This window comes from Rubritalea profundi (genome assembly GCF_002954445.1).
Classification (GTDB): domain Bacteria; phylum Verrucomicrobiota; class Verrucomicrobiia; order Verrucomicrobiales; family Akkermansiaceae; genus Rubritalea; species Rubritalea profundi.
In genome coordinates, this window is the sequence record NZ_MQWA01000001.1 from 1,895,465 (window position 1) to 1,908,177 (window position 12,713).

The window sequence follows — 12,713 nt, forward strand, 5'->3', positions numbered from 1 at the left end:
TTCCGGCTAACAATCAATCAAAAATAGATCCAATGAAATATACAACACTAATCACCACTGCAATGCTGGCCACACTGGCCACCCAAGCATGGGCCGAATCGCCCAAAATGAAGATGAGCACTCCCGTTCCAGAAGGAGTGGCCACCCCTAATAAGCTGGAAACATCGATCGGTACCTTGACCTCTGTGGATGGTGTCCCGGATGCCCAGACAACCAATAAAGTCTATGACTACCTTGACCTCAGTCGTGCCACTGAAGCCTTCCTAAACGGTCTTCCGATTGCTTCGATGTATGCAATGGAGAAGGGCCTGCGGCAGCACGGACCGCCGAATACCACTGCGGTATTGTTCGAAGACTTGATGGATTCGAAAGCGATCTGGCTGACCCCGAATACAGTTTCCGTCTACATGGCCTCGTGGATGGAACTTGGCGATGAGCCTATGGTGATCGAGACTCCTCCCAACGTGTTGGGCTTCATCAATGATTCCTGGTTCAAGTACGTCGTAGACTTCGGCAATGCCGGCCCTGACAAGGGTAAAGGTGGCAAGTTTCTGATTTTGCCTCCGGGATACGAAGGTGATGTGCCGGACGGCTATCATGTAGCGAAGTCATCGACTCACGGTAACTGGGTCATCTGGCGGGGTTTCCAGGTAGACGGCTCACCAAAGCCAGCCATCGATGCCACCAAGAAGCTCTTCAAGATGTACCCTCTCTCCAAGAAGGACAACCCACCAAAGATGAACTTCGTGGATGTTTCAGGTAAGTACGACAATACCATCCACCGGATGGACTACGGTTATTGGGAGGAACTCAACGGAACTATTCAGGCCGAGCCACTCGAAGGTCTCGACCCAGATACTCGCGGCCTGTTGGCCTCCATCGGCATTAAGAAAGGTCAGGAATTTAAACCGGATGCTCGGATGAAAAAAATCCTTACAGACGCCGCCAAAATTGGATCCGTCATAGCTCGCGCCAAGACTGCTCGTCCCAGCGATCAGCGTCACTACCTCTATCCAGGTGAGCGAGTTTGGACCAATCCCTTCATCGATGGCCGTTACGACTTCCTGCTCCACGGTGAGCGTTTGCTGGACTCCCGCATCTACATGCACTTCTACGCCACCGGCATCACGCCTGCCATGGCAATTAAGAACGTAGGTAAAGGGTCGCAGTATGCCATCGCTTACCTCGACAAGGACGGCAAGGCACTAGACGGCAGCAAGACTTACAAGATCAACCTGCCGAAGGACATCCCGGCGAAGGACTTCTGGTCCTTCACCCTCTATGACAACCAGACCCGCGCGATGCTCCAGACGGACCAGCGCTTGCCAGGTGTCGACAGTAACGGCAAAGGCATCAAACAGAATGCCGACGGATCGACTGACATCTACTTCGGCCCTAAGGCTCCGAAAGGGATGGAGAAGAACTGGATCCAAACTAATCCTAACAAGGGGTGGAATACCATTCTGCGCCTCTATGGACCACTCGAATCATTCTATGATAAAACCTGGAAGCCAGGTGACCCAGAAATGGTAAAGTAAACTCTTCACGCTTCCAGCCCTCGTCTCACCTCGTGTGAATCGGGGGCTTTTATGGATCTTCACACGCTATGGATGACGGCCGATTGTTGTAACCGAAGAGGTACGCTGATTTATCAGGAACCCACCCGATCCTTATCCAGCCCTTGCGCCTTGCTAGAATTCAAAATTCTCAGAATCATCCCGACAAGCTAACCGATCAAATGGTATAAGGCCTTGAAATTTATGTTTTTCACACACATTCAAAGTCAACTTACGCGGAATTTGTCACCTCTAGCCGTCATGCGTAGCGTGTGAAGAGCCGAAAAAAGTTAAAGTAAGCGATAGAAAAATTTACCAACGCATTTAAAATTATGAAAAGAACCCCACTGATCCTGTGCCTGTCCTCCATCTGAGCCTCGCCAGTGAATGCTGCGCAATCCTGGGAAATATCGACTGATGCGCAGTGGGCTAAGAATGCCTCCAAGTCTGAGAATTTTGAATTTAAAGATGGCTTGGCAACACCACTGAAAGAGAAGGCTGAATTCACCAGTGTCATCAAAAAGTTCGCCGAGAAAAAGGCAATCAAGCCAATAGCTATCGAGCAATCTAGCAGTTGGCTGAACTGGACAAAGGTTCCCAATGTAGGGCCTAAAAATGCCAATGACGCTCCAGTGTTTCTTTCCGTGAAAGATAAAGACTACTGGATGTTTGCCCGCTACGGCGGCGGGGCTGTCAACAAGATGGAAGTCGCGATTCTGCGGCTTGAGGAAAAAGTCTGCATGCGGAAAATGTCCAGCGAAGAAGGTGACAAGCAGATTGCTGCGCTACGAGCCAAAGGAAATGAAAATGACGGCAAAAAGGGCGGAGGAGTTGCTGCGAAAGATCCACGTCAAACCAATGGCTCTGGCGGCGAGGAGCTTGGACTAGGTGGCTACCACGCATGGCATTCTACAGACATGCAGAACTGGCGGCACCACGGTCCAGTCTCAAATTATAAATCGCGCTGGATGACCACCGCTGAGTACAAAGATGGGAAGTTCTATCTCTACTATGATAATCCTAACGACCAAGACCCACATCTCATTATCGATTCAGATCTTACAGATGGTAAAATGGGTAATGACATTGGTTTAGTGTTCGCAGATCCATCTAAAGGGTCAGACAATGCGGTGATTCGTGGAGCCGATGGGAAGTTCCATTTCATTTACGAAGATTGGTCGCCACTCAATGCTAGCAAACAGGCATGGGACTCACCATTAGCCGGCCATGCCATTTCTGACGATGGTATTAAGGACTGGAAAATCCTTCCACCAGCCATCGATCTACGGACAAAACCTACAGGCAAAGTGCTGGAGTACAAACACCCACATCAATTCCCTGCGATGCTGAAGTACAACGAGCACCTTCCGAAACAAGATGCCTTTGGCGACTGGGCGTCGATCTTGATTGGTGACCGCTACTACCTCTTCGCTGACTATGACCCGGCATCTAATAAGAAGGGTGGCAAGGGGATGAGTGCCGCTTGGTTCACCTCAGAGAGCCTCGACCAACCATTCACCCTCTGCGGCAACATCGGCCACGGTCATCCCGACCCTGACATCACCTTTGCGGAAGGGCAATTTTATCTCATCACCCAGTTCAACGAAGACTTTACCAGTCCGGGACCGTGGGTCGATGGAGTCCAAGGACGCGCCGGTGTCGATACCGATAATGACGGAAAAATCGACCAATGGACAGAGTGGCAGTCGGTCAAAGAAAGCTACGACCACAAGCCAGGCTACGCCAAGCACGTGGTGAAAACTCCTGCTGTGATCGATACAAAATTACTACCGAAAGGTTACGGCTTCCAGTTTGAGATCCGGGTCACTGCTGCCAATGGAGCTGACGCCAAGCCATTGTTAGATAAGGTGACTATTGGCTTTGAGTAGTAGACTTCGCTCGACCTCATAGCCTACGTGGTGCGATACCTTCGGTATCGTAATCCTCTAGAGTGACGTAGCCCTCAGAAATCGTTTCACGCAGACTGGGGGCTATGAAGTGCTTCACCTCCAGTGAAGAAAAACCCTTTCTACATGCGCATAAGATTTGCTCTTCACGCGCTATGCATGACGTAAGCCTTTTATTTCGGACCTCCTGCGTGGACTGCTGGGGCTCGCTACAAGAGCATGTTAGTCGAAAAGGAGAGAGGAAAAAATGGGCAGCTTTCTATCGCAGAAATCGCCCGATGCAAGTCACGTTATTTTGTCGAAGGAGCTGTGTGAGGCAGCCGCGAATGGGTCAATGAAGTGATCGATGGCCTCAAAGGAGGCTACCTGAGTTCTGATCGTAAAAGCGGCAGCAGTGAACCGAAAGGTCGACTCAAGAAGAGTGGTCTGTGGTCGCTACGCCGTTTGAACGAAGGATGATAGAGCAAGGTCAGAGCTGATAAATTCCATACTTCCTAGAGAAGTAGGGGATGGCGCGTCGAGAAACATGCATTTCTATAAGATTGATGGGCACTAGTGTGTGACCCATTGCTGAGCCCACCGAAAGACAGTAATTCAGCGGGTGGTCGGGATTGAATTCCACAAAACATCTGGACAGATTGTGACCTCATGCAAGAATTGTATGCCCCAACATTCAGACAGTTGGTGGCAACGGCTAACGCCGCGCCACACTTTGGCGTTATGCCGAAGAGAATCTATTTTTATGCCTGAACCCGATCCAACCAGAATTATGACCTTTGCATCGCCGAAAGATCTTGGCCGGTGGCTTAAGCTGAATCACGCCATCGAAAGTGAACTGTGGGTGAAGATATTCAAGATAAAGACTGGGATTCCGAGCGTGACTTGGAACGATGTCGTGATTGAGATGCTTTGCTGGGGCTGGATCGATGGCGTCAAGAAGTCAATCGATGACCAAGCTTATCTCCAGCGGGTCACTCCAAGAAAAGCGCGAAGCAACTGGTCGAAAAGGAACAGAGAGCATGTGGAGCGTTTGATAATCGAGGGCCGGATGACGGAGTCAGGACTCGTGCACGTTCGTGCTGCCAAAGCAGACGGCCGATGGGAGAATGCCTATGCGGCAAGTGAAATGAAAGTGCCGACGGATTTCCTAGCTGCACTAGATAGTATGCCGAAGGCAAAATAATTTTTTGAAACGCTCACCAAATCGAGTCATTATGTCATCGCGTACGGATTGATAAGTGCGAAGAAACCCGAAACCAGACAGAGGCGATTTGCAAAATTCATAGACATGCTTATCAGCGAAGAAAAGCCGACTTAGTCTTCAAAAATCCGAAAAAGCAGATGGATACGAAGGCTCTGACCTCTGGTGGTAGCAACGGTTTCAGGCGTATGAAGTTGGCCTTCAGCCAACAGACGTTCCTTTGCCATTCAGCTAGGGAATGCGCGGCGTTTCATCCCTAGGCTTGTATGATTGTCTCCGTTGGAGATCGCGATAAATCGGCTTAACTAAGTGCCATCGGGGGCAGACCGCTGGTGCGCTTCGGGAACTTAATGGCTTTGGTCTAATGGCTTTGGTCTAATGGCTTTGGTCTAATGGCTTTGGTCTAATGGAATGGTGACCTGGAAAAAGGTTCCCCAATCAGGGGCGCTATCGACATCACTGAAATAGTGTTTTCCGCCGATGCTCCATTGCACTGGGGCATTGAAAATCATGGTGAGCTGGCTGACTCTGAGTTCGACGGGGACAAGCCAAGAGTTGTTTTGCCAGTTGCGATTGATTTCAGCTCCCACCGCAATGGTGGTGGCTGTGGGGGCGGTGTAGGCAATCATGGGCTCGATACGGCTGGAGCTGACATAGTTGGCATCATCAGATCCGGCGACTGACCAGACGTGGTTGAAAAGGACGCCGGTGGTCCATTGCTTGGCTTGCTTATATACTGCTGCGCTGGGGCCGATGCTGAATTTGTCGGTTCCAAGGAAATCGTCGGTTGCAGTAGGAAGGACAAAGGTGGGGCCTACTCCCCAGTAGATTCCCCATCCTAGGGATCGGTCTGGTGAGAAAAAGAGAGTCTGAATAAAGTCTGTTAGTCCTTCTTGTTCGGTGGAGCCAATCACATTTTTATGAGTACTCCAAGCGAGGTCGGTCTTGCTGATGAGGTGCCAATCGTTATTTAATACGAAGGGGACACGGGGAGCTATTCTTGTGGTAAAGGTCTGCCCGATTTCCTCTATGCCAGCCCCCTCCAAGTACTCGAAGCTAGTGGGGATGGTTAGAACCCGAGCGAGTGGGTTCAGTAGTTTTCTAGTCAGTTCCGGGTATTCCTCTCGCGCAGAGGTGCGACGCACCTGTCGGCGCTCCCGTCCGGGGCGAATAGTAGCGTCTTGTGCTTGTGCGAATCCATGGTCTAGCAAAAACGCCACTGATAGAGCGATGAGGGATTTTGCCGAAATTATGGGAAGATTCACAAAAGAGAGTGTGGGCGGTGCGGCTAGATGGCTAGAAGAAAAGAGCCTCTAGGAAGTACTATAGCTAGCAATTTTCTTTTTGGTGGTGTCCTTCAGCGCGCCGTTGAGAGTGGAGAAAGGGGGGGCGTGTTAGGCGAGGATCTCTTTGACAACCTTGGCAGGGTCGACGCCAGTGAGTTTTTTATCGAGCCCTTGATGCTTGGCGGTCAAATGATGATGATTCAGGCCGAGCAGCTGTAGCATAGTGGCGTGGAAGTCTCTGATAGAAGGTTGCTGGTAAAAACCAACGGGCGTTGCCGCCGGTTGTCCGGGTGATGCCTGGGCAGGAAGGCCCGTGCCTTGTTAATTGCTTACTTGATCGTGACAGTGGCGTCATTCTTGGTCTCGATTTTGATGCCGTCGAGTTTTCCGAACGCGGCCTTGGCGGCTTCCATGTCGGTCTTGGCAGTTGTTGAGATCTTTTTCAGGGCGTCTTTTTGTTCGAGCATCTTGCCGACCTGGACATCGAAGAGGGTGACGGTGTCGCCCTTGACGTGGCTGACGCTGCTGGCGGCGATGCCGTCCGCAATGACGAGTTTCATGGTGATGCGCATGTCCCTCATCATCTCTTTCATCATGGCCTCCATTTGCGGATCCCCGCCTTTCGCGTCGTCCATGTTCATGTCATCGAAGTCGGTGGGTGGGACGATGATCTTGAGTTTGGCATCGGCGTAGGCGAATTTAATGGATTCGTCTTTCTTATCTTTCTCGGCAGGAGCTCCCTCTTGCTGCATGTCATCGGTGACATCGCTGGGATTGACCGAGAGCTTGTTGATGTCGGCGAACTTGTAGTGGATACGGGCGCCCTTTTTGCCGTCCTTGTTGATCATCTCGGTCTTCACGTATTCGACGCCTTCGCCGAGCTTTGCGGTCTTTGCCTTTGCCTTGTCTTCCTTGAACATCTCTGCGACGGGATCCGGCTGGCCCGGCTGGACGAACTGGGTCATCATCGCGAGCATCTGGGCACCGAGCAGGGTTTCCTCAACAATGGTTCCGCTGCCGTCCTTGTTGAGCGTGATGGTGGTCTCGTTTTGGAGGCAGCTTGGCAGCGCGAGCGCGGCGAAGAGTACCAAGGCGAGTTTGGCTGTTTTTATGAGTCGTAATTTCATTGCTAGGAATTTTATTTTTGGGTGGCGTCGTTGAGAGGGGAAGAGATGATAATGACGAGTGGACTACGGTCAGGCAAGGGGCAAATGGCAAAAAGTGAATAGAATCGCAGGGGGGTGAAGTCGATTCACAACTTGACAGTGGATGATCCTGCCGATATTATGCAGCATCTCTGGTGCGTGGGTGGAGAATGGCAAATACTCGTGCGCCATCACGGCAAAGGCACCGCACAATACAAGAATTTCCATGTCTGAGACACGGAAGCAGTGAGGCCCTATAGCGTGAAAATTGATCCCGATGAACTGAAAAATCTCGAGGGCGAGCGAGCTGAACGGGTGACTTCGCTGCCTAAGGAAATCGCTGTTTGGTGGAAACCCAAAGCCAAGTAAATCTCATAAAAGACAATCTAATGAATATTTTTCCCTTTTTTGTCGGCCTCTTGGGGCTGACCTCGCTCAATCTCATTGCCGCTGCCGACCGTCCGAACATCATCTTCATCCTCGTGGATGATCAACGTAACGACACCCTAGGTTGTGCCGGGCATCCGGTGATCAAGACGCCGCATGTCGATCGTCTCGCGGAGCAGGGGGTTCGCTTCGAAAACGCCTACGTCAACACGCCGATCTGCATGGCGAGTCGGGCAACGATTTTCACCGGTTTGACGGAGACCAGCCACGGTTTCACCGGAGGTGGGCCGCCAGCGGTTCCTGTTCAGAAAATGGATGTGGATAGCAGCTTTCCGGTACTCTTGCGCGAGGCCGGCTACCGCAACGGCTTCTACGGCAAGCAGCATGTGAGGTTCGCGGAGAAGAACGAAGTAGCGCTGAAACGAATGTTCAATCACCACAGGGTGATTAATGGCGGGCCGCATCATGTGAAGCAAAAGGATGGAAGTAATAGGCATACCGCGGAGTTGATCGGAGATCACTCGGTATCCTTCCTAGAGTCCCAGCCGAAGGGAAAACCCTTCTGCCTCTATATGAGCTTCAACATTGCCCACGCGCGGGATCAAGACCACCGTCCGGGGATCGGGCACTTTCCCTGGCCGAAGGCGGTGAATGGGATGTACGAGGACCATGAGCCAAAACCACCACGGCTTGGCGATCCGAAGTATTTCGAAATGCAGCCGGACTTTCTCAAAGAGTCGATGAACCGTGATCGCTGGTTCTGGCGATGGGACACCCCGGAAAAGTACAAGACCAACATCCGAGCTTACTACCGAATGCTATCGGGAATGGACGGAGTGGTTGGACGCGTCCAAGAGACCTTGGAGAAGCAGGGGTTAGCGGAAAATACCGTCATTATTTACACCGCCGACAACGGCTACTACATGGGGGATCGAGGTTTTGCGGGAAAGTGGAGCCACTACGAGCAGTCCCTACGTGTTCCTATGATTATGTATGACCCTCGATCCGAAAAGCCCACGCGTGGTCGGGTGATCCCTCCTTTGGTGATGAACCTCGACCTGCCAGCAACCATCCTCGAGCTAGCGGGAGTTGGCGTTCCCGACAAATATCAAGGGGCGAGCCTCGTGCCCTATCTTCGAGGAGAGACCCCGGCTTCCTGGCGCAATGATTTTTTCAATGAGCACCATCACAACCACAAACGGATACCGAAGTGGCGTGGGCTGCATGGCAAGCGCTTCACTTACGCCCGTTACTATGAGCAAAAGCCCATTCAGGAGCTGCTCTACGATCTGGAAAAAGACCCCGACCAACTCAAGAACCTCGCCAACGATCCGGAGCATGCCGCGATCTTGAAGGGCATGCGCAGCCGAACCGACGAGTATATCGAGCGCTACACCCGCCCAAAAATTGAGAGCTTAAGGAAAAGAAAGAAGTGATGATGAGGCTGCAACCCGCAATTTAGTTAGATCAAATCGACTCCCCAGCCGGCTCGGCCTAGGGATAGATTTTTCCAAGCTCCTCGGGGGTGAATGCCGAGTTGCGCTCCTTAAATCGCTTCCTAGCCTTCGAGATCGTTGCCGGATCAACGGCGCTTTTTCGATTGTTCCAGGCGTGACGCACGAAGGTTGCCACGTCAGCGAGATGCGCATCGGTGATTTCGGGAGCGTGCTTCAATCCGGGCATCGCCGCCACCGGTGTGTATTTCTTTCCGTTGACGGTGACAGCCCCCATCAATCCCTGGAGCAAAATCGCTGATAGCTTTTCTGGAGAATCCATGACCCATTCGGATTTCACCAAGGGCGGCCCAAGGTGCTCAAGCCCATTTCCATCGGCAGCATGGCAGGCCATGCAGTTAGCAATGTAGAACTTTTCACCCCTCTGGTAGGATTCCCGATGCGTCTTATCACGTGGTGCTTTATAAGCTGCGGCAGTCGTCTTTGGGGTCAGGCAGTGGTCAAGATACTTGATGAACTGCGCATCCTTAAAATCATCTCCGAGCAGATCTTTAAATTCCTGCTCGCGGCCTGCGAGCCCACTGATGGTCGCCTCCCTAAAATACGGTACGCCGATGTTTTTCACGAGGACTTGTTTAGCAGAATCAACGCTTGCTTCGAGGGCAGTCGTCCCAAGCACGCGGCGAGCTGCCTCTGCACCACGGCTCCGGAGCGGGATCGGCCTGCTAGATCGGTGAGTGTCGGCAACAAGGTCACTGCATCATCTGCAGGTAACAATTCCGCCAGCCGCATTGCAGATTCGAGGACGTAAGGGTCAGTCGATTTCAAAGCTCCGCTGATGGCTGTGAGGTTGACTTCCCCAAGTCCTTCAAGTGTCCAAAGAGCATGAATCTGACCTAACGGCTTGCTCACATCAGAGGCAAGTTCAGTCAGCGCTGGAATGGCTGCAGCATCACCCGAATCGATGATCAGCTGTTGTGCGGTGTCCCGCCACCAACCATTTGCATGCGCGAGGAGTGGCACCAGAGCGACGGCTTTTTTCCCAAGCATCCTGGGCTGAGGGCCGCGAGGGTTGTCGCGGTATTTGATCCGATAGATCCGGCCAAGACGCGGGTGACTCTCTAGCTTCCGATGGGTGATGTGCTCACGCAGATACTTTGTTAGGTAGTGCTTGTGCTGGATGATACCGTGATACATGTCGGTGCAGTAGAGTGTCCCGTCAGGGGCATTGAAAAGATTGACCGGGCGGAACCGTTCATCGGTGGAGGCTAGAAATTCACGCTCACCCATCAGGTGCTCGCCCGAAAGCAGACCGTCTTTCCGGCTCACATGAACCATGCGGACAAGGTTGGCCGTGGGTTCGCAGAAAAGCGCGGTGTCGCGGAATTCTGGCGGAAACTGATCACCTCGATACGCCACTGCGCCGGCAGCACCGGTCGCCGCAGTTAAATATCCATTCTCGTCAATGGCACCTTCACCACCGCGATTCACACCCGGAGTGATGCGTGCTGGGTAGAGCTTGTCACGATAAGAAATGTGCTTAAAATGACCTCGATCAAGGAGGTAGTTAGGATTGCGCCTCAGGGTGTTTGGTAGCAACTGGTCGACCTTGATACCGAACCAATTTTCGTTGTAATAGAGCCGCCCGTAGTTGTCATGGGCCATCCCCCACTGACCACGAAAGGCGGTTTTTTCTTTGACCCAGCTCCCGTCAATCTCCCGATAGCGGGTATCAGACTTGGCGTTGTAAATCCAGTTGTCGAGGCCGCGGAATAGGCCATTGGTACGATGTTCCACGTTGCCACCCTGGGTGTAATTCTCATCGATCACCGTCATCTTTCCAGCCTTGCCGTTGACGTTTTCTACGAAGTAGAGTTTCTCGTGCCCGCCATAAAGGATGCCGTTCTTGTAAAGAGCTATGGACCTCGGCTGGTTCAGTCCGTCCAAAAAGACGCTGGTCTTGTCACAGACTCCGTCATTGTTAGTGTCCTCGTGAATGGAGATCCGCCCAATCGGTTCCTCCTCGCCGGTGCCATTGGCATCCGGCATGTAGGCGCGCATTTCCACCACCCACATCCGTCCATCGCCATCGAATCTAAGCGCCAATGGGTTCTGCACCTCCGGTTCGTGAACCACGGTGGTGATCTCAAAGTCCTCGTGTAGGCGGAAGCTGCCTAGCGCATCCTTCGGGCATCACGTAGGTGTAGCCTTTCTTTTTCTTTTTTGGGTGCATCCTTCTTCCCTGGCTCAAGTTTCAGACGCTGAACCCAAATATTGCGAAATCTCACCTGATTTTCATGGCCTTGGAGCTTGATAGGAAATGGCTCGGGCCCTTCCTTCTTCCCTCTCCCAGTCTTGTTAGTGAGCGCATAATCATCATGAATGAGCACCCCATTGTGCTTCACGCTGATCCGAGCATTGGCAACTTTCTTCTCTCCTTCGAAACGGGCAGCACGGAAAATAATGTCGTAGCTTTGCCATTCTCCCGCAGGCTTGGAAACAAGCTTATCTGGCTTTTTCTGGCGATAAAGGCTGCCGGCATAACTCGCCTTGTAATCCTCCGTAGCGATTCCATGGGAATTGAGAATCTGGATTTCATAACGCTGCTGGATATAGACGCCGGAGTTGCCATTCTGTTCTGGATCGACACCGGCCACGCTGTTCACATTGAACTCAACATGCATTTTGAAATCTGTGTAGGTCTCAGGTGTCACCAAGCTATCGTTCTCCGGTGATGCCGTCAGCACGCCGTCTTTAAACACCCATTGGCTCTTCACTTCCTCCTTCTCAGGAATCAAGACATGACCCCGTTTGCCAACCAACTGGACCGCATCGTGGGGGCGTTTCCCATCGAGCGGCCCCTTGGTTAAACCCTCACCGGGTTCAGCCGATTTAGCCGATTCAGCCGTGAGGATCGTTGCTATTCCAGTAACAATCACGGTCATTGTGGCCGCCGGGAGATTCCATTTTTTAACGAAGTTATTTGATAAGATCATCTTGATTGTTCTTACTAAGTCTCTAGTCAGGCATTGTAAACTCAAAAAAGAAAACCAGAGAGGTAGAACTCCAAACGCGCGAGGACGCTATTTTAGCTCAGGAATGTTTTCGATTCCGATGGGGAGCCGCTTCTTCGGAGCGCTGCGTCCGCGTTCTTTGGACGTCGGCGGTGGGTTCGCCATAGCTCGCGCCGTCTTCGAATAGGCAGAGCCGGTAGCGCTGCGCCACGCTGCGCCAATCGTATTTCCTATGTTTCTAGCGCCGCTCCAGCCGTCGTGGGCTGTGTCGCTGTCGAGTTCGTTGAGGACGCGCATTACGCCATTTCTAGCAAGCTTACCACCAGCCACTGCTTCCGCGTAGCCACTCCACCGATAATCTTTCGGGTCACGCACCATCCCGGCTCTCACTGGGTTGAGGTCGATGTAGGCAGCCATCGTTCTGGCGGCGTAACATTGCTAGGTATTTGCTTTTTGCGTGGTGTCCCTGAGGACGTTGTTGGGGAGATCGGAGAGGGGGAGAAAGGGGGTTGACTTCCTTTGTAAAGAAAAGCTGCCTTGGTTGATCATTAAGCATGAGGAAAGGCAGAGATACTTCAATGCATTAGAGGAAGCTCAAGTGAGTAACAATATCGTGCCATTCATGAACTACATTCAATCTATCCTTGATCACACTACACGACAATTTTTCATACAGAATTACCAGAATGTCTCAAAATTGTCAAAATGGGTGTCTGATGCATCAAAGCTCATCATACCAGAGTCAATAACCACTTTCTCCCTT

The 12,713-nt window shown here is 51.9% G+C and carries 9 protein-coding genes and 2 pseudogenes; 4 read left to right on the top strand and 7 right to left on the bottom strand.

The annotated features are described in order from the left end of the window. The first annotated feature begins 32 nt into the window (after positions 1-32). From BSZ32_RS08405 to BSZ32_RS08415, 3 genes and pseudogenes are all read left to right on the top strand, one after another. Complete coding sequence (locus BSZ32_RS08405; RefSeq protein ID WP_105043029.1) at positions 33-1,538, top strand: DUF1254 domain-containing protein; 1,506 nt, start codon at positions 33-35, stop codon at positions 1,536-1,538. Between the two features lie 401 nt (positions 1,539-1,939). Further along, positions 1,940-3,445 carry a glycoside hydrolase family protein gene (locus BSZ32_RS08410; protein ID WP_105043030.1) on the top strand — a complete coding sequence of 502 codons (1,506 nt, stop codon included), beginning with the start codon at positions 1,940-1,942 and terminating at the stop codon, positions 3,443-3,445. A 760-nt stretch (positions 3,446-4,205) separates the two neighbouring features. Beyond that, positions 4,206-4,781: pseudogene (locus BSZ32_RS08415) on the top strand (YdeI/OmpD-associated family protein). A gap of 272 nt (positions 4,782-5,053) precedes the next feature. Here the strand turns inward: BSZ32_RS08415 and BSZ32_RS08420 are convergent. The 3 genes and pseudogenes from BSZ32_RS08420 to BSZ32_RS08430 all read right to left on the bottom strand — a co-directional run bounded on the left by BSZ32_RS08420 (position 5,054) and on the right by BSZ32_RS08430 (position 7,077). Continuing rightward, a complete protein-coding gene (locus tag BSZ32_RS08420) occupies positions 5,054-5,929 on the bottom strand; it encodes a hypothetical protein (RefSeq protein WP_105043031.1) in 876 nt (291 codons plus the stop codon). A gap of 129 nt (positions 5,930-6,058) precedes the next feature. Further along, positions 6,059-6,193: pseudogene (locus BSZ32_RS18355) on the bottom strand (DUF1501 domain-containing protein); the annotation flags it as partial. Between the two features lie 86 nt (positions 6,194-6,279). After that, a complete protein-coding gene (locus BSZ32_RS08430; RefSeq protein ID WP_105043033.1) occupies positions 6,280-7,077 on the bottom strand; it encodes a hypothetical protein in 798 nt (265 codons plus the stop codon). 407 nt (positions 7,078-7,484) lie between these two features. On the opposite strand from BSZ32_RS08430, the gene BSZ32_RS08435 reads away from it, so the two are divergent. Then, positions 7,485-8,918, top strand: a complete 1,434-nt coding sequence (locus BSZ32_RS08435) for a sulfatase family protein (protein WP_105044799.1) — start codon at positions 7,485-7,487, stop codon at positions 8,916-8,918. Between the two features lie 58 nt (positions 8,919-8,976). Here BSZ32_RS08435 and BSZ32_RS08440 read toward each other — a convergent pair whose 3' ends face one another. From BSZ32_RS08440 to BSZ32_RS20580, 4 genes are all read right to left on the bottom strand, one after another. Beyond that, entirely contained in the window at positions 8,977-9,561 is a 585-nt protein-coding gene (locus BSZ32_RS08440) for a c-type cytochrome (protein ID WP_105043034.1), read from the bottom strand. Beyond that, a complete protein-coding gene (locus BSZ32_RS08445) occupies positions 9,558-11,072 on the bottom strand; it encodes a DUF7133 domain-containing protein (protein WP_129589665.1) in 1,515 nt (504 codons plus the stop codon). The genes BSZ32_RS08440 and BSZ32_RS08445 overlap by 4 nt, the downstream gene beginning before the upstream one ends. 38 nt (positions 11,073-11,110) lie before the next feature. Then, positions 11,111-11,932 carry a 3-keto-disaccharide hydrolase gene (locus BSZ32_RS08450; RefSeq protein ID WP_206018772.1) on the bottom strand — a complete coding sequence of 274 codons (822 nt, stop codon included), beginning with the start codon at positions 11,930-11,932 and terminating at the stop codon, positions 11,111-11,113. A gap of 87 nt (positions 11,933-12,019) precedes the next feature. Next, positions 12,020-12,367: a hypothetical protein gene (locus BSZ32_RS20580; protein WP_206018773.1), complete on the bottom strand. Its 348-nt coding sequence runs from the start codon at positions 12,365-12,367 to the stop codon at positions 12,020-12,022. Positions 12,368-12,713 lie beyond the last annotated feature (346 nt).

Bases quoted from the DNA above. Each gene is read 5' to 3' on its own strand.
- BSZ32_RS08405 (WP_105043029.1), top strand. From the start codon at position 33: ATGAAATATACAACACTAATCACCACTGCAATGCTGGCCACACTGGCC.
- BSZ32_RS08430 (WP_105043033.1), bottom strand. From the start codon at position 7,077: ATGAAATTACGACTCATAAAAACAGCCAAACTCGCCTTGGTACTCTTC.
- BSZ32_RS08435 (WP_105044799.1), top strand. From the start codon at position 7,485: ATGAATATTTTTCCCTTTTTTGTCGGCCTCTTGGGGCTGACCTCGCTC.
- BSZ32_RS08450 (WP_206018772.1), bottom strand. From the start codon at position 11,932: ATGATCTTATCAAATAACTTCGTTAAAAAATGGAATCTCCCGGCGGCC.
- BSZ32_RS20580 (WP_206018773.1), bottom strand. From the start codon at position 12,367: ATGGCTGCCTACATCGACCTCAACCCAGTGAGAGCCGGGATGGTGCGT.